Origin of the sequence: Paenibacillus sp. FSL R10-2736 (assembly GCF_038000245.1) — a bacterium.
Lineage (GTDB): Bacteria > Bacillota > Bacilli > Paenibacillales > Paenibacillaceae > Paenibacillus_AQ > Paenibacillus_AQ phytohabitans.
The window spans coordinates 434,004-454,245 of record NZ_JBBOBN010000001.1 but is presented as its reverse complement, the minus strand read 5'-3'; the positions used below and the strand labels follow the sequence as shown (position 1 = coordinate 454,245).

At 56.2% G+C, this 20,242-nt stretch carries 13 protein-coding genes; 2 read left to right on the top strand and 11 right to left on the bottom strand.

What is annotated here, in order from left to right; all coding sequences use genetic code 11:
- Positions 1–254: 254 nt before the first annotated feature.
- From NSQ73_RS02105 to NSQ73_RS02080, 6 genes are all read right to left on the bottom strand, one after another.
- Positions 255–1,271: a glycoside hydrolase family 130 protein gene (locus NSQ73_RS02105; RefSeq protein WP_340985250.1), complete on the bottom strand. Its 1,017-nt coding sequence runs from the start codon at positions 1,269–1,271 to the stop codon at positions 255–257.
- A 2-nt stretch (positions 1,272–1,273) separates the two neighbouring features.
- Complete coding sequence (locus NSQ73_RS02100; protein ID WP_340985249.1) at positions 1,274–4,438, bottom strand: alpha-mannosidase; 3,165 nt, start codon at positions 4,436–4,438, stop codon at positions 1,274–1,276.
- Between the two features lie 3 nt (positions 4,439–4,441).
- Positions 4,442–6,745 carry a glycoside hydrolase family 3 N-terminal domain-containing protein gene (locus tag NSQ73_RS02095; protein ID WP_340985248.1) on the bottom strand — a complete coding sequence of 768 codons (2,304 nt, stop codon included), beginning with the start codon at positions 6,743–6,745 and terminating at the stop codon, positions 4,442–4,444.
- Between the two features lie 167 nt (positions 6,746–6,912).
- Entirely contained in the window at positions 6,913–8,523 is a 1,611-nt protein-coding gene (locus tag NSQ73_RS02090; protein WP_340985247.1) for an extracellular solute-binding protein, read from the bottom strand.
- Between the two features lie 38 nt (positions 8,524–8,561).
- The gene (locus NSQ73_RS02085) at positions 8,562–9,473 is read right to left on the bottom strand and encodes a carbohydrate ABC transporter permease (protein ID WP_340985246.1); all 912 of its coding nucleotides are present in this window, start codon (positions 9,471–9,473) and stop codon (positions 8,562–8,564) included.
- 16 nt (positions 9,474–9,489) lie between these two features.
- Positions 9,490–10,440: an ABC transporter permease gene (locus NSQ73_RS02080; protein WP_340985245.1), complete on the bottom strand. Its 951-nt coding sequence runs from the start codon at positions 10,438–10,440 to the stop codon at positions 9,490–9,492.
- Between the two features lie 357 nt (positions 10,441–10,797).
- On the opposite strand from NSQ73_RS02080, the gene NSQ73_RS02075 reads away from it, so the two are divergent.
- Both NSQ73_RS02075 and NSQ73_RS02070 read left to right on the top strand, forming a co-directional pair.
- Positions 10,798–13,554: an alpha-mannosidase gene (locus tag NSQ73_RS02075; RefSeq protein ID WP_340985244.1), complete on the top strand. Its 2,757-nt coding sequence runs from the start codon at positions 10,798–10,800 to the stop codon at positions 13,552–13,554.
- A 29-nt stretch (positions 13,555–13,583) separates the two neighbouring features.
- Positions 13,584–14,864, top strand: a complete 1,281-nt coding sequence (locus NSQ73_RS02070) for a glycoside hydrolase family 125 protein (RefSeq protein ID WP_340985243.1) — start codon at positions 13,584–13,586, stop codon at positions 14,862–14,864.
- Positions 14,865–15,551: 687 nt separating this feature from the next.
- On the opposite strand, the gene deoC is transcribed toward NSQ73_RS02070, so the two are convergent.
- The 5 genes from deoC to NSQ73_RS02050 form a co-directional block, all read right to left on the bottom strand.
- On the bottom strand, positions 15,552–16,229 hold the full coding sequence (gene deoC / locus NSQ73_RS02065; RefSeq protein ID WP_340985242.1) for a deoxyribose-phosphate aldolase: 678 nt from the start codon (positions 16,227–16,229) through the stop codon (positions 15,552–15,554).
- Between the two features lie 127 nt (positions 16,230–16,356).
- Entirely contained in the window at positions 16,357–16,524 is a 168-nt protein-coding gene (locus NSQ73_RS02060) for a hypothetical protein (protein WP_340985241.1), read from the bottom strand.
- Positions 16,508–16,684: a HAMP domain-containing protein gene (locus tag NSQ73_RS34905; RefSeq protein WP_445669477.1), complete on the bottom strand. Its 177-nt coding sequence runs from the start codon at positions 16,682–16,684 to the stop codon at positions 16,508–16,510. Before NSQ73_RS34905 ends, NSQ73_RS02060 begins: the two co-directional genes overlap by 17 nt.
- A 476-nt stretch (positions 16,685–17,160) precedes the next feature.
- Positions 17,161–18,615, bottom strand: a complete 1,455-nt coding sequence (locus NSQ73_RS02055; RefSeq protein WP_340985240.1) for a SulP family inorganic anion transporter — start codon at positions 18,613–18,615, stop codon at positions 17,161–17,163.
- Between the two features lie 197 nt (positions 18,616–18,812).
- On the bottom strand, positions 18,813–19,889 hold the full coding sequence (locus NSQ73_RS02050) for a bifunctional 3-deoxy-7-phosphoheptulonate synthase/chorismate mutase (RefSeq protein ID WP_042140059.1): 1,077 nt from the start codon (positions 19,887–19,889) through the stop codon (positions 18,813–18,815).
- Positions 19,890–20,242: the final 353 nt, after the last annotated feature.

Below are 20,242 nucleotides of genomic sequence, written 5' to 3'. Positions count from 1 at the left end.
CTCAGCCTATCGGCCCGAAGCCACAATTGTTGTACAAAAGGCAGGATTTCACTTTTTTCAGGCGGCTTTGCAGGAATATTGTTGTATTCTATGCAGCAATCCGCTCGAACATCTGTCTATCAATGAATCGAAGCTGCAAAACATACAACATTTATGTCTGCAACGCCTATGAAGAAGTCTTCAGTCTGCCGTTAAGGAATCAGGCGCCCCGCTTTCGAGGGGCTTGTGGTTACTCCGCGTCCTAGAGTTACTGGCTACTTCGCTTCCTGGAGGATATGCTCCACCAGCTCATCCAGCGGAACGGTCGCGAGCGCAATCGCCGTGTCCGTCACCCCGTAATAAATGTAGAGCAGACCGTCCTTGACCACGTTGCCGGTCGGGAAGATGACATTAGGAATCTGGAACCCGAATTTCTCATAGTAGGTCTCCGGCTCCATAATGAAATTATGCGTCCGGGCAATGATCTTCTCCGGCTGCTCCAGATCGAGCAGCATGGCGCCTACACGGTAGACAATGTCCTCATCGACACCGTGATAGAGCACCAGCCAGCCCTTGTCTGTGCGGATTGGAGGCGTGGAGCCTCCGATCTTCCGCGACTCCCAGGACAGATTCCCGGCCTTGGCGAGCAGCTTGGGCTCCTCCCAATGGACAAGATCCTCAGAATAGGTAATCCACATGGCCGCCTTTTCGGTTCCGTAGGCTTCTCCCACATATTCCTCAGGGCGGCGCAGGAGCACGAATTTTCCGTTTATTTTCTCAGGGAACAGAATGTTATCCCGGTCATTGATGTGGAGCGGCGTCGTGTCCGCCACGAATTCCCAGTCCAGCAGATTATCCGATTTCAGGATGGAGGAGCGGGTCAGCCAGTGCCCCTCCTCTTCCCCCCACCCATCCGGGTAGGTTGGAATGGAGCGCTCCGGGACGCCTGCCCCGGTAGGATAATAGCTCATGGCGCAAGGGCGCAAGGCGTAGTTCAGGTAGAAGAACCCGTCGATTTTGACAATCCGCGGGTCCTGCACACTGCCGTAGGGAAATCCCAGCATATCGGGCGTCACAATCGGCTCATCCTTCACATGGGTAAAGTTGACACCGTCCTCGCTCGTAAGCAGGCCCAGGTAATTCTTGCACGGGGTCAGGGAACCGGCGGTGCGCTCAATCATATAGAATTTGCCGTTATCGATAATGACCGCAGGATTGAAGACCGTAACCTTGCGCCATTCATAGCCGCCCGGGACGACTATAGGATTATTCGGATGTCTTGTGATTTGCATGTCTATTCCTCCTGCGAATAAGGTTCGTGATATAGTTTGACCGTCTGGACCTCGTATGGTCTGAAGGTAAGCGGGAGCACGCCGCCGGAAGTCTCCACAGCGCCTGTCTCACTCTCCAGCAGATTGACCCGCGAGGCGCGGATGTCTCCGTCTCTCCAGTCCAGCACTGCCGTCTCTCTGCTGCCTGCGGATTCATACAGCCGGATAATAACCCCGCTGCCGTCCTCTGCACGCTTGATCGTATCCAGCATCACATGCCTGCTCCGCAAAGTGAGCCAGGCATAGGTGCTTGGATAACGGCCTGAATGCGACTGCTCGCCAATCACCTGCAACGGTTCGTTCAGCTCAGCCCCTTCCCGTACAACATCAGCCTGCCGCCACTCCCCGCTGTGGGGATACAGGGAATACGTGAATTCATGCTCTCCCTGGTCCGCGTAGCGGTCAGGCCAGCGCGGAGAGCGCAGCAGCGAGAGGCGCAGCACCCCGTCATGAATGTCATAGCCGTATTTACAGTCGTTCAGCAGAATGACGCCATAGCCGCCCTCGGACAGATCCGCCCAGCGGTGGCCGCAGACCTCGAATTGTGCCTGCTCCCAGCTCGTGTTACGGTGGGTTGGACGCTCCAGCGCTCCGAACGGAATCTCATAAGTCGCCTTTGCGGCCACAATGTCCACCGGAAAAGCGACCTTCAGCAGCTTATGCTCCTCCCTCCAGCTGACCCGGGTCCGGAAATCCACCCTGCGGCCATGCCGGGGCAGAACAATCTCCTGCTCAATCCGGGACTCATTCAGCTGCCAGCAGAATTTAAGCACGGTCAGCACAGGGCCGCTTGTGACCACCTGCCGCTCCAGCAGCTTCGCCTTGCCTGCAGGCTGCTGCTCATAACGCGGGTCCAGATCCCAGGCATCCCACAAGGGGGGAGTGTCCTGGTAGAACTGCAGCTGATTGCCGGTCTGGCCGGGCTGAAGCAGCTCCCGGCCGGCGCTTTTGTCAAGCCAGCGGCTGATTTCGCCGTCTTCATTGAATGTAAGAATGTAATGGTCTGTCTCCCATTGCTCGGGGAACCCGTCTTCAGCTGTGACGGGTTCGCCCTCCCGCTCAGGCCCTGTGCCCGCTGGCTCCGCAGCCTCCCGCAGCCATAAGGTCCGGCAGCCGAAGGCAGGAACCTTGCGGACCCGGACAGTGAGGATATAGCTGTCTCCTACTCCGTCTCCGTCTGTGCTCCAGCATTCGCTCTCCAGCAGACCGTCTTCATCGAACGCCTGTAGCGCCGTCAGGCTGCGGTCCCCCTCCAGCCGGATCAGCTCCGACCGCTCCCAGCCCAGGCTGTTGAAGACTACATAGGGACGGCCCTCACCCGCAGTATCCACTTCGCTTGCCAGGGCGCGGAGCGAGGTGTCCAGCACCTGCTGCCCCAGGCTGAATATTTGCGCATATTGCTCCCGCGAGGTGGTGTACACCTCCGGAATGGAAGTGCCGGGAATGATGTCATGGAACTGGTTGAGCCTCAGCAGCTTCCAGCCTTCGGCCAGCTCCTGCTGAGGCTCGGGTTGCACAGGCCCCGGAAGCCCGCTTTTCTGCGCGAGCACGCTCCAGATCTCCGCCTGCCGGTATAAGACCTCCGCCTTGCGGTTGCTGCGTTTATTGAAGGCATGGGTCGTGAAGGTCCCCCGGTGAAGCTCCAGATAGAGATCGCCATGCCATGCCGGAAGCTCCGGCTGGCGTGAGCCGACTCCCGAGAAGAATGCCTCCGCCGTAGAGAACCGGCTGACCGGCTGGCCCGGCGCGAGATCGGTGCGTGCCACATATTCCAGCATCTCATGGGTGACCCCGCCTCCGCCGTCGCCATGGCCGTAGAGCAGCATCAGCTCCTCGTGCTCTTCCTTCTGGGCGTAGGCCTGCCAGTGCTCATGGACATCCTTCGGATGGGTATGCTCATTCACCCCGTGATTCTGATAAGCCACGATCTTCGTCCCGTCAATGCCGACCCAGTGGAACAGCGTATGCGGGAACGGATTGGTATCATTCCAGCCGAGCTTGGTCGTCATGAAATAATCAATTCCGGCCTGCTTCAAGAGCTGCGGCAGAGAAGCGCAATAACCGAAGGTATCCGGCAGCCATTCAATCGTGGACCGCTTGCCGAATTCCTCCATATAGAAGCCCTGGCCGTACAGCATCTGCCGCACCAGCGATTCTCCGCCGGGAATATTGAGATCCGGCTCCACCCACATGCCTCCGACCAGCTCCCACCGGCCTTCGGCAATCCGCTCCTTGATCCGCCCGTACAGCTCGGGATAATGCTCCTTGGCAAAGGCGTAGAGCTGGGGCTGGCTCTGCGCGTACCGGAACTCCGGGTACTTGTCCATCAGGGTGCAGACTGTGGAGAAGGTCCGGCTGACCTTGCGGACTGTCTCCCGGACCGGCCACAGCCAGGCAATATCAATATGCGACTGGCCTACCATATGCATTGTCCCCGGGTGCAGCCCTGCGGAGCGTTCCGCCGCCGCTTCCGTCCGCAGCAGGTGTTCAGCCGCAGAGACGGCATCGCCGTCAAGGAGCAGCTCCTCCTTCATATAGAGCGTATCCATTACCCGCTCCAGTGCATTCAGGCTGCGGATGCGGCGCATATCCCCTTCCGGCAGCAGCAGGGCCGATTCATGCACGATCTTCACCGTATGCAGCAGGCTGTACACCTGCGGGTTCACACGTACAAGCGTGATCTCAATCCCTGTAAGCGGCGGCTTGATCACCGCCTGAGCGTTCAGCGGGTCCTCCGGCTCAGGCACCGGATCATACAACTCAATATCCAGCTGCAGGACTTCTCCCGCAGTACCGGGCGGCAGCGGAATGAACCAGTGATTGCTGTCCAGGCCATGGTAGGGCGCTCCGCCAAGCTTCAGGAGGCCTTCCCCGCGCCCCAGATAGAGCAGTGCCGCCTCTTCTGGCGCCCAGTCTTCCGGAACCGCGACCTCCCGCTGAAGGAAGTACGTGGTCCCATAACCACCGTCCAGCCGTGAAATCCTGTAGTTCAGGTGAAGCTCCTCTTCATGCTCATAACGGCCGGGAGTGAGGTAGCGGGACTTGCGCATATTCCACTCCGCAAGCTGTATCTTCTCTGCCCACTGCCTCTTCGCCAGCCACCCGGTGAAACGGTTCATACGCTTCATGGCTCAGCCCTCCTCCCTCACATGGAGCGGCGCGGTCAAATATTCCGCCGAGTGGGGTCCCGCCATAATCATGAATTCACCCGGCTCCACGATCCGCGTCAGATCGGCCGATACGAACTCCAGCTGCTCCCGGCCCACACGGAACGTCACCGTCTGCGTGTCTTCCGGCTGGAGGCTGATCTTACGGAAGCCCTTCAGCTGCTTCTCGGGACGGGTAATGGAGGAGGCCAGATCGGAAATATACAGCTGGACCACCTCGCTCCCCGCCCGCTCGCCGGAATTGGTCACATCCACGGAGACAAGTGCTTCGCCATTCGCCGAAATGACTGGAGGCTCCACCTTCAGGTTGCTGTATTTGAATTCGCTGTAGCTAAGGCCGTAGCCGAACGGATACTCGGCATGGAAGTCCGTCTCCAGATACCGCTTACCTCTGGTTCGCCGCTTATAGTAATAGACCGGAAGCTGGCCGACATGCTTAGGAATGCTGATCGTCAGCCGCCCGGAAGGATTCACCCCGCCGAAGAGAATATCGGCAATTGCATGCCCCCCTTCCTGGCCGGGGTACCAGGCCTCCAGAATGGCGTCGGCATGCTCTACAATCCATGGCTCGGCAATCGGACGGCCGTTGATATAGACCACAATTAGCGGCTTGCCGAGCTTATGGATCTCCTGCGCCAGCTCCAGCTGCACGCCCATCAGATTCAGCGCGGCCCGGTCGATGCCCTCACCGCATTCCATGTCGCTCCAGGAATGCTCCGTGACGACAGAAGCGCCGGTGAGCAGATCAATTGTCCCCTCCCCGAAGTCTCTGGCGCTGGAGCCGCCGATGGCCAGCACCACCGCATCGGCCTCAGCCGCACAGGCGAGTGCATGGGCGAAGCCTTCCCGGGAATCGCCTTTAATCCGGCAGCCGGGTGCATACAGCACATTGTCCGCACTGCCGCCCAGCGCCTGCCGGATTCCCTCCAGTACCGTAACAATCGCGCCTTTGGGCTGCGGCGAGGTATAGTCGCCGAGCTGGTTATACGGCGCATCCGCATTGGGTCCGATTACCGCCAGCTTCGGAATCCGCTTGCTCAGCGGCAGCGTTCCGTTCTTATTCTTCAGCATAATAATGCTCTCACCGGCAATCCGCCGCGCCAGCTCCCGGTGCTCCGGCTTGCCTATTACCTGCTCTGCCTGTTCAGGATCGGCATAGGGACGGTCAAACAGCCCGAGCTTGAACTTCAGCTCCAGAATCCGGGCGGCCGCGCGGTCCAGATCGGACTCCTGCAGCCGTCCATGCTCGATAGCGGCCGCAATATGCTTCTCGAACATTTCGCCAGACATCTCCATATCGATACCAGCCAGCAGCGCCTGGGCCACTGCCGTCTCCCCGCTGTCGGCGGTGTTATGTCCGTTCGTCAGCATCCCCAGCGCTCCGCAATCCGTGATCACGAAGCCATCGAAGCCCCACTGCTCCCGCAGCACATCCTGTAGCAGATAACGGTTCGTCGTGCAGGGCACCCCGTCAATCTCGTTATAGGCCGTCATAATGGACAGCGCTCCGGCCTCTACCGCCTTACGGAAGGGCAGCAGATCCACCTCATGCAGCTCGCGCAGTCCCATATGCACGGGTGCGGAATTCCGTCCGCCTTCCGAGCTGCCATACGCGGCGAAGTGCTTCAGGGTCGCCAGAACGGAATCCTCCGCGTCCAGCCGCTCGCCCTGCAAGCCCTTTACCGCCTCCACGCCCATCGCGGCAATCAGGAACGGATCTTCGCCGAAGGTCTCCTCCGTCCGGCCCCAGCGCGGATCACGCACTACATCCAGGACCGGCGAATAGGTCGCCGCTCCGCCCTGGCTGCGGGTCTCGAGGGCTACTGCCCGGCACATCTCCCGGTACAGCTCCGGGTTCCACATGCTGCCCAGTGCAAGCGGAACCGGAAATACAGTAGCGCCGATCGCCATATGTCCGTGCGAGCATTCTTCCCCGAACAGAATAGGGATACCGAGCCGGCTCTCCTTCATGGCATAGGCCTGAATGGCATTCACTGCCTCGGCCCCCTGCTTCGGGGACAGGCCCGTCTCCAGGGTGACGCCGGTCCACGGGTCTGCCCGCAGCGTTCCATACAAGGAGCCGACACCCCCGGCTGCAACCTGGCGCTTGAAGGCCTCCGTCATACCTGCCTTGCCGTCAGGCTGCTTCTCATAGCACTGCCAGCCGAAAGGCTGGACTAATTGTCCAGCCTTCTCTCCAAGGGTCATGCGCTGCAGCAGGTCCTGTACCCGATCCGCCACAGGGCGCGCTTTATCCTTATAGATCATTTATTACAGCACCTTTCTGCACTAGACATTCATGCCGCTCTTTAGCGGCACTTCAGAGGATGAATTTTCGAAGAAGATGGCCCTCAATTCGGCTACGCCAAATTCGAGGCTTCCATAACAATGTCATTCGTACGGACACTGTTATTTCAGGATAGGGCCTGAATGAATTAGTTGGTTTTCCAGCGGTCATAGGCAGCCTGGTTGATCTCGGCCACACGCTCCCCGCCCATTTTCTTGACGGTAGCCACATAGTTGTCCCAGCCTGTAAGCGGCTCGGCACCGGTGATGAACTTCGCTTCCATCTGCTTCACATATGTGCTTAGATCCGAATTCAAACTGCTGATTTCGGTCTGCTCTTCCACCGTGAGGAACAGGGCCGGGAACGGAATCCGTGCGCCTTTATCAAGAAGCTTCTGCTTGGTCTCCTGCTCTACCCAGAGGTCAAAGTCTGTCTTCAGCCCCTTGTTAATATCGTCCATGGACAGCGTTGGAGCAGGAATGCCGTAGTTAGGCGTCAGCGTTGCCCGGTAATCCTCCATTTCCTTGCCGTCCGGTACAGGCAGGTATTGCTTGACCCGGTTGTCCTTGTCGGTGTATTCCCAGAGAACGCCCTCCGGCCCTTTATTGAAGAACAAGGCGCCTTCATAGGAGTAGAGATAATCTACCCAGCGCAGCGAGGCTTCCGGCTCCGGATTGCTGTTCGTGATGGCAAAAGCGCCGGTTGTAATCCCTCTGTTCTTGGCAATCGCCGGGGTAGCCACCGATTCGCTGCGGACAGGCGCGAACATCGGATCTGCCGTTGAAGGCTCTCCGCCTTTGGTCATATAGGCATGCCAGTCGGAGAAGAGGGCGACGCGGTTGTTCTGCGCCTTGGCCTTCTTCTGCTCCGCCGTCTGCGAGAAGCTCTCATGATCCAGCAGCTCCTCGGACCACAGGCGGTTCATATAGGTCAGATACTCCTTGTAGCCTTCTTCAAGCGGTGTGTAATGCACCTTGTCCGCATCGTCTACATAAATCTCCTCTTCATAGATCCCGAAGGCGCCCAGCAGCCAGGTGCGGATATCACGCAGGTTCGCAGCGGCTGTGGTCACCGAGGAAATCGGAATTTCATCAGCTGTGCCGTTGCCGTTCGGGTCCTCTTCCTTCACGCGCTTCAGGTAGGTATACAGCTCCTCCGTCGTTTCGGGCAGCTTGTCGATATTCAGCGCCTTCAGGAAATCGCCGTTATACCACATCGGGTTGCGGTACCAGTGCTGGCTGAATTCCACAACCGGCAAGGAATAGATGTGCCCGTCCGGGGCAGTGATCGATTTGCGGACATCCGGATTCTCCTCCAGCAGCGCCTTGAAGTTCGGGGCATACTCTTCGATCAGATCCTCCAGGGGAATCAGGATGCCCTGCTCCCCATAATTCATCTGCTCCGCAGTCGTCAGGCCGGCAGCATAGAAGATATCCGGGTAATCGCCGCTGGCGAACACCAGATTCTTCTTCGTCTCGAAGCTGTCCTTCGGCGCATTCTTGTATTCCAGCTTAATGCCGGTCTTCTCCTGCATCTGCTGGAGCACCGCCATGTTCTCCCAGTTCTGAATCCCTACATCCGGGGCCATCAGCGTCAGGGTAACGGGTTCAGTAACAATCGGGAAGCCCTCCTTGTTGACTGTGACTTCTCCGGTACTATTGTTTGCTGCACCCTCGTTCGAATTGCCGCAGCCTGCCAGCAGTGTAAGGATCACAGCCGAAGACAGCAGAAGCTTCCATGGTTTACGTGTGGTCTGCATTGATGATTCCTCCCTTATGTTCATTACATTTTACCCTTTTAGCCTTTCACAGAGCCAATCATGACTCCTTGGACAAAATAACGCTGCAGGAACGGATAGACAGCCACAATGGGCAATGTTGAGACGACAATGACTCCATATTTGATCAGCGATGCCGTTTCTGCCTTATTATTCATGGCGATCGCCACCTCGCCGTTGATCGCAGCGCCTGTGGTTTCAGCCGACATTTCCTGAAGGACCAGGATCTGGCGCAGCACCATCTGCAGCGGATACTTGGCTTCATCATTCAGATAGATCAGGGACGGGAAATAGCTGTTCCAGTGGCTTACCCCATAGAACAGGGCCATTACGGCTACAATCGGTGCGGACAGCGGCAGAACAATGCGGAGGAACAGCCTCAGATTCGTACAGCCGTCAATGTGCGCCGCCTCCTGCAATTCTTTGGGAATCGTTGTCTGGAAAAAGGTGCGGGCCACGACAATGTTCCAGACCGAAGCGGCGACCGGCAGGATCAGTGCCCCCATGCTGTTAATGAGGCCCAGGTTCTTGACCAGCAGATAGGTCGGCACCAGTCCGCCGCTGAAGAACATGGTGAACAGGATAAGACCCATGAACAGCTGGCGTCCTACAAAGTCAGATCTGCTGAGCGCATAAGAGGCCGGCAGCGTGACCGCGAGATTGAGCAGCGTGCCTGCCACCGTGTAAATAATCGTATTCAAGTAACCGTTCCATATCTTCGGGTTCTCAAAAACAAGCTTGTAGCCGTCCAGTGTCACATTCTTCGGGAACAGCCACATGGCTCCCGAATTGACGTCCTGCGGTGAACTGATGGAAGCGCTGAGGATATAGATCAGCGGATAGAGTACCACTACCAGCGCAAGGCACAGATAGATATAGGTGCTGATCAGAAACAGCTTATCTCCCCTGGATTCTTTCATGGCAGTAACCAAAGACTTCAACTCCTTTCTACCAGAGGCTGTTCTCACTGGTGCGTTTGGCAATCAGATTAACGGTAACCAGCAGAATTACATTGACCACCGAGTTGAATAATCCCACAGCCGTCGAGAAGCTGTATTGGGCGTTGACCAGACCGGCGCGGTACACATAGGTTGATATGACATCGGAAGCTTCCATATTGAGCGAATTCTGCAACAACAGAATTTTCTCGAAGCCAAGGCCCAGAATGTTCCCCATATTCAGGATCAGCATGATCGTAATTGTGGGGATAATCGTCGGCAGGTTGATATGCAGCACCCGTTTGATCCGGCTTGCTCCATCCACTATGGCCGCCTCATGCAGCTGGGGATCTACGCCTGACAGAGCCGCGAGATAGATAATCGTTCCCCACCCGGTGCTCTGCCAGACGCCCGAGAAGACATACACGGTCTTGAACCAGGCCGGATCGGTCAGGAACTGCGCCGGATCGAAGCCGAGGAATTCAATGGCCCGGACAATCATTCCGCTGGAAGGCGACAGGAAGGTAATGATCATCCCCGCCATGACTACCACAGAAATGAAATGCGGTGCATAGGTTACGGTCTGGACCGATTTTTTGAACGGACCGTTGCGGACCTCATTGAAGGCCAGCGCCAGAATGATCGGCAGCGGAAACCCGATGGCCAGTTCATAGAAGCTGATGCTGAACGTGTTCCAGAGCAGATCCCAGAAGAAATAGGAATTGAAGAACCGTTCAAAGTGGTCAAAGCCCACCCATTCGCTGCCCGTAATCCCCTTCGAGGGTACGAAATTCTTAAACGCAATCTGAATGCCGTACATCGGACCATAATGAAAAACGAGGAAATACAATAATGCGGGAAGCATGAACAAATAGAGCTCCCAATTTTGCCAGATTCTTTTGCCCAGGGACTTGTTCTTCAATGAAGGACTTCCGGATACTGCAGCATTGCTCCCCTTCATTCTCCCACTCCTCTCTATGTTAGTTTTCGTTACATTAAATCAGGCAGCCGCTGCGCATTCTCGCTTTGGACCCTCCTGCTAACGCTTACAACACAAAGTGTAGTGAAACTAAGCTGACACCGTAAATATGTAGGTTCTGCATTGTCATGTTAAGGGAGTGTAAAACCGCGCCGCTGCGGGACTTCCCGCTTGGACAGCTTGTTGCGTAGTCTTTGGCATCAGTGCCGTAAATGTGTGAATTATGAACCTCCCTCCCCCCTGCAAAAGTTACATATTGTGATCCCCGGGCAGGTATGCAAACATTTGCTACGAATGCCAAAGTTACAACATCGACTGATGATATAGGAGGTTTCTGTCATGACCCGTACAACCGCACACCTGATCTCCCACACCCATTGGGACCGGGAATGGTACATGCCCTACGAGCGTCATCATGTTCTGCTGGCGAAGCTGATGAATGAGCTCCTGGAGACCCTGGAGAAGGATGAACGCTACCGTTATTTCCACCTGGATGGACAGACCATTATTATTGAAGACTATCTTCAGGTTCATCCTGAGCAAAGAGAGCTTCTGGAGAGGTTCATCCGCGACGGCCGCATTGTCATCGGCCCCTGGTATGTGCTCCAGGATGAATTCCTGACCAGCTCGGAAGCGAATGTCCGCAATCTGCTGATCGGCCATCAGGATGCGGCCAAGTATGGCGTCATCTCGAAGCTCGGGTATTTCCCGGATTCCTTCGGCAATATGGGCCAGGCCCCGCAGCTGCTCCGGCAAGCTGACATTGAGACTGCGGTGTTCGGGCGCGGCGTGAAGCCGACGGGCTTCGACAACATGGTCGGCGAGTTGAACAGCTCCAGCTATGAATCGCCTTACTCCGAGATGTACTGGGAATCGCCCGACGGCTCAAGCGTGCTTGGACTGCTGTTTGCGAACTGGTACAGCAACGGCAATGAAGTGCCTGTAGACGCAGAGGAAGCCAAGGTCTTCTGGGATAAAAAGCTCACCGATGCCGGCAACTATGCCTCCACCCCGGAGCTGCTGTTCATGAACGGCTGTGATCACCAGCCGGTGCAGCGCGATCTCGCCGATGCGCTGGAGACGGCCCGGAAGCTGTACCCGGACACGGATTTCATTCATTCCAGCTTCGGGGAATATTTGGGGGCGCTGGCGTCTTCGCTGCCGGACGACCTGGTCACGGTAACGGGCGAGCTGCGCAGCCAGCACACGGACGGCTGGGGGACGCTGGTGAACACCGCTTCCGCCCGCGTCTATCTGAAGCAGCTGAACCAGCGGGGCCAGACCCTGCTGGAGAAGGGCGCCGAGCCCCTCGCTGCGCTGGCTTATCTGGCCAGCGGGCAGGCTTATCCCCACGCCCTGCTGACCTACGCCTGGAAGACGCTGATGCAGAACCATCCGCATGACAGCATCTGCGGCTGCAGCGTGGATGAGGTTCACCGCGAAATGATTACGCGCTTCGAGAAGAGCCGGCATGTCGGCGAGGCTATAGTGGAAGACAGCCTGAAAGCAATCTCCAGGCAGATTGGTACCAAGGATGTAGCGGCTTGGGGAGAATCCGGCATTCCCGTGACGGTCTTCAATACCACCGGCTGGGAACGTACCGGGACGGTAAGTGTGGAGGTGGCGGTTGCCAAAAAGTACTTCAAGGAAGGGCCGAATCCTGCGGCGATTGCCGAGGCGCTGGACCAGCAGCCGCTTGAGCTGGAGCGCGGGCGGCTGCTGGATAGGGATGGACGAGTCCTTGCCTGCAAGGCGGAGGATCTCGGCACCCGGTTCGGCTATGAGCTGCCGGACGACCAGTTCCGTAAGCCTTATATGGCCCGGATGGTCCGGCTGACCTTCGAAGCCGGGCAGGTACCGCCGCTCGGCTACAGCACCTACGCCTGGGTGGAGTCGCCGGGTGAATCGGCCGGGGCTGCCGGTTCAGCGCCGCTTAAGCTTCTGGAGCAGGGGATGGAGAATAACTTCCTGGCCGTCCAGATCCGGGAGGACGGCGCGTATGATGTAACCGACAAGCGTACCGGCAGAGTCTTCACCGGACTCGGCGTCTATGAGAACTGCGGCGATATCGGTAATGAGTATGTATTCCGTCAGCCGGAGGGCGATGTTGCCCTGACTACCAGGGGTCTGGACGCCCGTATCTCCCTTGCCGAGCATGAGCCCTACCGCATCACCTATGAAATTGTGCATGAATGGAGTATCCCGGCTTCCGCCGATGCTTCCTTCGAGGACGAGAAGCGCCGGATGGTTCCGTTCCGGCAGCGTAAGGCCGGACGCTCTGCTGAGCAGGTCCCGCTGCGGATCGTGACCCGGATCAGCCTGGAGGCGAACGGAACCGGCGTCCAGGTCTCTGCCGCGTTCAATAATCAGGCTAAGGACCACCGGCTGCGCGTGCTCTTCCCTACCGGGCTTGCCGCCTCGACCCTGCGCGCCGACTCCATCTTCGAAGCGGCGGAGCGCGACATTGAACCGGCTCCGGACTGGATCAATCCGAGCAATGCCCAGCACCAGCAGGCCTACGTCAGCGTGTCGGACGGCAGCGCCGGACTGCTGGTTGCCAACAAGGGGCTGAACGAATACGAGGTTCTGCGGGACGGCAGCAATACCATTGCCGTAACCCTGCTGCGCAGCGTCTCGGAGCTGGGGGACTGGGGTGTATTCCCTACACCGGAAGCCCAGTGCCTGGGCGGGCAGACCGTGGAATTCGCGGTCCGTCCCTTCGCCGGGGATGCAGACTGGACGGAGGCCTGTGCCTGGGCTTACCAGTACCAGGTACCATGGTTCACTGTACAGACCGGCTGGCAGCAGGGCCGGCTACCTGTTCAATATCAGCCGCTGGAGTGGGAAGGCCCCACTATGGCGCTCTCCGCCTTCAAGCTGTCGGAAGAACATGAGGACATTATCCTGCGATGGTACAATCTGGCGCATCAGGAGCAGGACTTTGCGCTCGTGCCGCATTTTCCCGTAGAGGCTGTACATGCCAGTGATATTCTGGAGCGGCGGAAACAGACAGCCATATTAGATGAAGGAATTCTGCGCAGCACCGCCGGCAAAGCCCAGATTGTCACCTACGCCCTGCAAACCGTACAACCCTAAATTCACTATGCCTGAGGAGGAGTTACACTATGAACCTGCCAGCTTCCATTACCACATATCTGAATGAGGCCGACGAACGGCTCAAGCATCACCCGAAACTGCAGCAATTGTTCCGCAACTGCTTCCCCAATACGCTGGAGACGACCACCAAGCTGCTGGAGGACGGCACCACCTTCGTGTTCACCGGGGATATTCCGGCTATGTGGCTGCGCGATTCTACGGAGCAGGTACGCCACTACATTCCTTTTGCCAAAAACGACCCTGAATTGCAGCGGATTCTCCGCGGCCTGATCGCCCGGCAGATGTTCTACGTCAATATTGATCCGTACACCAATGCCTTCAACGAAACGGCAAGCGACAAGCATTACCGGGATACGGACGACTGCAATCTGAATCCTTGGATGTGGGAGCGCAAGTACGAGCTGGACTCCCTGTGCTTCGTCGTACAGCTGGCTTATATGTACTGGAAGGAAGCAGAGCAGTCTGATATTTTCGATGCCGCCTGCTATCAGGCGCTGACCTCTATCGTGAACGTTATCGAAACGGAGCAGTACCACGGGGAGAAATCGCCGTACCACTTCATCCGGCAGACGCTTCAGGATACGGAGACGCTATACAACAACGGGCGCGGCATGCCCGTCAATTATACCGGCATGAGCTGGTCCGGCTTCCGCCCAAGCGATGACAGCTGCGAATTCGGCTACAACATTCCCTCCAATATGTTCGCGGTAGTCATTCTGGGCTACATCCGCGAGATAGCAAGCGAGGTCTACAAGGATGATAGACTGGCGGTACGTGCAGCGAAGCTGCGCAAGGAGATCGACTTCGGCATCCGGACCTACGGTATTGTGAACCACCCGAAATACGGCAGAATCTATGCTTATGAAACAGACGGCTTCGGTAATTATTCCCTGATGGACGATGCCGGTACTCCCGGGCTGATGTCCATCCCTTATATTGGTTATGTGGGCGTGGAAGATGAGATCTATCAGAACACCCGCCGCTTCGCCCTCAGCTTCGACAATCCATTCTACTTCGAGGGTAAGCACGCCAAGGGCATCGGCAGCCCCCATACACCGGGCGGTTATGTGTGGCATATGGCGCTGTCCATGCAGGCGCTGACGGCAGACAACGATGAGGAGATCAAGGAACTGATCGATATGCTGATCCGGACCGATGCGGATACCGGCTATATGCACGAGGGCTTCCACCCGGATGATCCCTCCGACTTCTCCCGCGAGTGGTTCGCCTGGTCCAACAGCCTCTTCGCCACGCTGATTGGCAAAGCAATGGATAAAGGGCTGGTCTAGGCCCGGCGAATCGGGAGTACCATCCATTTGTATGAGAGGACACGCTGCAGTACAGCCAGCTTCCGGCTTCCGGCTTCCGGCGGATTCAGAGGGGGTTATTTCTTTGATTTTCCCGCTCAGCTCACTCAGCCAGCTTTCGACAGCCCATTTTTATATCCAGCTTATCTGCAACAGATAACCAGACAACTATCATAATTCCCTCTACAGAAACGAAACGGCTGTGGCCTCCCTGAAATCCAGGAAGCCACAGCCGTTTTTTGATAGATGAATTTAATTCGGGAGCAGAGCCTGGTCCGTTGGAATCAGGGGCACTAATGCCCCTCATTTCCTCCCGCTGAAGCGTTAGCGTCCTTTGATAAGGGGGGCGTGTGCAGTACAGCCAACTTCCAACGGATTTAGAGGGATTTATCCCTCTGATTTTCACACTCAGCCCACTTGGGGCCGATTTAGTGGGATTTATCCCTCTGATTTCCACACTCAGCCCGCTTTCGGCCGATTTAATGGGATTTATCCCTTTGATTCCGCCGCTGAGCCCACTCGGCTAACTTTCGGCGGCCATTTCATATTCAGCTTATCTACAACAGATAACCAGACAACTATTATAATTCCCTTTACAGAAACGAAAAGGCTGCGGCCTCCCTGAAATCCAGGAGGCCACAGCCTTTTCTGTGCATAGCTGAGTTGTATTTAGTAGCTGCTCTGACTTTGCTCACCTTTGGCAATGGCTACGCCGCCGCTTGTCCCGATCCGGGTAGCGCCTGCTCCGACCATTACGAGGGCATCTTCCGCACTGCGCACACCGCCGGATGCCTTAACGCCGATAGCAGGGCCGACAGTTGCCCGCATCAATGCGATATCTTCCTTCGTTGCGCCTCCCGTGGAGAATCCGGTCGAAGTCTTCACGAAGTCTGCTCCCGCTTCTACAGCAAGCTTACAGGCGCGGACCTTCTCTTCATCGGTCAGCAGGCAGGTCTCAATGATGACTTTGGTCAGCGCTTTACCCCGGGCAGCATCAACCACTGCGGCGATATCACGTTTCACCAGTTCGTCATTGCCGTCTTTCAGTGCGCCGATATTGATAACCATATCTACTTCGCCGGCACCGTTAGCAATCGCATCGGTGGTTTCAAAGGCTTTGGTTTCCGGTGTGGACGATCCCAGCGGGAACCCGATGACTGTACATACTTTAACGTCCGGCGTATCCTTCAGCACGGCATAGGCCGTGGACACCCAGGCCGGATTCACACAGACCGAAGCGAATTTGTATGCTTTGGCTTCCTCAGCCAGCTTGATAATATCGTCTTTACGGGCATCCGCCTTCAGCAGCGTATGATCAATAATCCCGGATATTGTAGTTTCACTCATTATTAATTCCTCCATGTAATCGGTAGTAGATGTTCGCATTCCCTGTAATCATACCAATAGTCGAACACTTTGGAAAGCCGGAGAGCGAACACCTGCTATTACACCCGATCAACACTTGAAGCGCCGCTTATACCTTTACCTGCCGGAGAGCTTCCCGCAAGTCGCCCGTGTTCGCGCTGATCATCATCGAAGCCTCGTACACTTCTTTGATCTTCTCCAATTGAAGACCGGTCAGCTCACGGATCTGCCGTGTCTGCTCCGAGACACCTCCGGCAATATTAACCATGCCGCCCACAGTTGCAGCAACCTCCTCCGAGCCTGCAGACAGTCACTCTGGCATTCAAATCTCCTGACATCTGAAGCATCGCCCGATAAGCCGTTCCGATCTCATCCCGGGACCTGACCGGACGGGCATTCAGAATCCGCGCGGCCTCAGCCAAGTCGCCCCTGGCCATGGTACCCGCACTCTCCGTGATAGTCCCCAGTGGACGCAAAGACCGGGATACAAACCAGCCCAGCAGCGCCAAAGCGCCCAGGGATAAGGCGAGAATACCATAGAGAGGCAGACTTTGGATCAGGACATCACGGGTCAGGCTGCTAAGGACAGCTACATCGGTGTCAATGCCCAGCGCCCCTAGCAGAGCCCCGTCAGCGGTGTACTCGCATTCTCTCCGGCAAGGACCGCCTCAACTGCAGCAGCCGGCATATCTGTACTTTCATTAATCTGCGAAGCCAGCGCGGGTCCCCCTCTGGCCTGCCGTCAATCATCAGCTGCGGCTGATTGGCTTATTCTATCCTGACTATAGTCATGACACAGAGGATACGGGCACTAAGTCTTGTTCCTTTATCCTGCCGCAAAAGATATTCCCAAAAAAGAGACTGCTTCTGAAGCCATAAACAGCTCCAAAGACAGCCTCAATACCTTTATCCTTCAATGCCCGCCCGACAAGCTCAGGCCGATCCGCTTCACCAGCCGGGCACTTTCTTCATTTAATCCGGTAATCGTTACCTTTTTGCCGAGTGCCGCGTATTTGTCCAGCGTTTTGGCAATGGCTCCCACCGCTGACTGATCCCACACATGAGAATGGGAGAAGTCGATAATCACCTGCTGCGGATCACTCTCATACATAAATTCATGCACGAAATGACTGGTTGTACCGAAGAACAGCTGGCCCGATACTTTGTAGGTAGTTACAGATGCCGTCGTATGGACACTGAGCTTGATTGAAGCCATTTTCCAGGCAAAAGACAAAGCGCTCAGCAGAACACCGAACAGTACGCCGATCGACAGATTATCCGTCACTACCACGGTGACTACCGTAACGATCATGACCAGTGCATCGCTGAGCGGCACCTTGGCTAATGTCTTCAGTGAACCCCACTCGAAGGTGCTGATGCAGACCATGATCATAACACCGACCAAGGCGCCCATAGGAATCTGCTTAACCACATCGCCCAGAACGAGAATCAGGAACAAAAGAAAGATCCCCGATACAAAAGTAGACAGCCGTGTACGTCCGCCCGATTTCATATTAACCATCGACTGGCCGATCATTGCACAGCCTGCCATCCCGCCGAAGAAGCCGGTCACGATATTGGCCAGGCCTTGTCCCTTCGCTTCCCGGTTCTTGTCACTGCCGGTGCCGGTAATATCATCAATCAGCGTTGCGGTCATCAGGGATTCCAGCAATCCGACTACAGCGAGCGACAGTGAATAGGGCAGAATGATCAGCAGTGTATCCAGCGTGAGGGGAAGATCCGGCAGATGGAACACCGGCAGAGCCGAAGTAATGGTGCCCATATCCCCTACGGTCCTTACATCCAGATTAAGAACAATACTGAGTACGGAAACTGCGATAATCGCTACAAGTGCCGAAGGGACAGCCTTCGTAATCCGCGGAACCGTATAAATGATGACCAGTGTAAGTGCCACCAGTGCATACATAATCCAGCCCTGTCCTTCAAAATGCACCAGCTGGGCCATAAAGATAAGAATGGCTAATGCGTTGACGAAGCCGGTCATTACCGGCTGCGGCAGGAACGTGATGAATCTGCCAAGCTTCAGCATCCCCATCAGAATCTGAAAGATTCCCGCCAGTACGGTGGCCGCGAACAGGTACTCAATTCCGTGTGAAATCACCAGGCTGCCGACCAACAGCGCCATCGCTCCGGTCGCCGCTGAGATCATGCCCGGTCTTCCGCCGGCAAATGCCGTCACAATAGCAATACAGAAAGATGCGTACAATCCAACCATCGGGCTTACGCCGGCGAGGATGGAGAAAGCAATCGCTTCAGGGATTAAGGCAATCGCCACGGTCATACCTGACAGAATGTCGCTCCGTGTGTTGGAAAACCAACCGTTGTTGTATAAGCTTGACTGCTTCAAATTGTGCTGCTCCTCCTGTGTCTTGTTATAAGGTTATAGGCTCTTCCATAGAGCCCGGGGCCGGTGCACCGCCAATGCTTCTTATTGTACCTGACCCGCCTTAACCTCCACAAAAGTCCAACCTGTGCTTGTAAGCGCTACTTCCTGCCCCGTTCTCACCGATCCTGCTATTTTCGCCTGAACTCTAGATATTAAAATTAACGGTACAGTCCGGAGGCTTTCACTTCATTGAAGAAGGTGTTGAACTCTTCAATATTAAGCTGCTGCGCCGCATCCGATAAGGCGGTTGCCGGATCGGGATGCACCTCCACCATGATGCCGTCGGCTCCGGCGGCAAGTGCGGCTTTGGCACATGGGATCAGGATATCCTTGCGTCCGGTGGAATGGGTCACATCGACCAGCACCGGCAGATGGCATTCCTGCTTGAGAATCGGCACTGCCGAAATATCCAGCGTGTTACGGGTCGCTTTCTCATAGGTACGGATGCCGCGTTCAATCAGTATGATCTCCATATTGCCCCGGGACATAATGTATTCTGCCGCATGGACGAATTCATCCAGTGTAGCGGATAATCCGCGCTTCAGCAGTACCGGCTTGTTCACTTCCCCTACCGCTTTGAGCAGTTCGAAGTTGTGCATGTTCCGTGCACCGACCTGAATAACATCGACATAATCAAGGGCCTCTTCAATATGACGCGGGTCTACAATTTCGCTGATGGTCAGAAGCCCGTATTCATCCGCTGCTTCACGCAGAATTCTCAGGCCGTCCATTCCAAGTCCCTGGAAATCGTAAGGCGAGGTACGGGGCTTGAACGCTCCGCCGCGCATAACCTTCACTCCTGCCTTCTGCAGAGCCGCGGCAACCGTACGGGTCTGCAGCTCACTCTCCACCGAGCAGGGTCCGGCAACCATCAGCGAAGATAATCCGCCGACGGTTACATTACCCGGAAGGGTAATTACTGTATCTTCGGCGTGATTTTTCCGGGCTACCAGCAGGGACTTCTTATGCTCCGTGCTTTGCAGATCCAGTGAAGCAGAGAAAATCTGCTTGAACAGGGTACGGATCGTGCCGCTGGTGAAAGGTCCCTTGTTGCTTGCTACCAGCTTATCCAGCATGGCTTTCTCGCGTTCAGGATCGAACTTCGGCACACCCTGCTTCTCCTTGAGCACTCCGATTTCCTGAACGATTTCCGCACGCTCCGAGATCAGCTCCAGCAGCTGTCCGTTAATTTCATCAAGCCGTGCTCTCAGCTTATCCAATTCCACATTACTCATTTCCTGACACTCCCTTAAGTAGTTAATAGTTAATCCTATGAACGAACGCAAAAAGGCCCCCCGTCGCAAGGGACGAGGAGCCGTGGTACCACCCTTATTTAGAGATGAATCCTGCTGACGCGTCAGCACCCGGAAAGCTGTTATCTCATTCCCGGACCGGATTAACTCTGTCTTACACCCGTTAACGCTGGAAGCGGGCCTCCCTACTCATACCTGCTGCAGCAGTGTACTTCAGGGGCCGACTCGGAAGTGAACTTCGGCACTAAGCGTCAAATGAGGGTGCTCTCAGTCTCCGGCACACCTTCCCTGTTAAGATCCGCTATAAAGTGCTTACTCTCTTCGTCATTGTCATT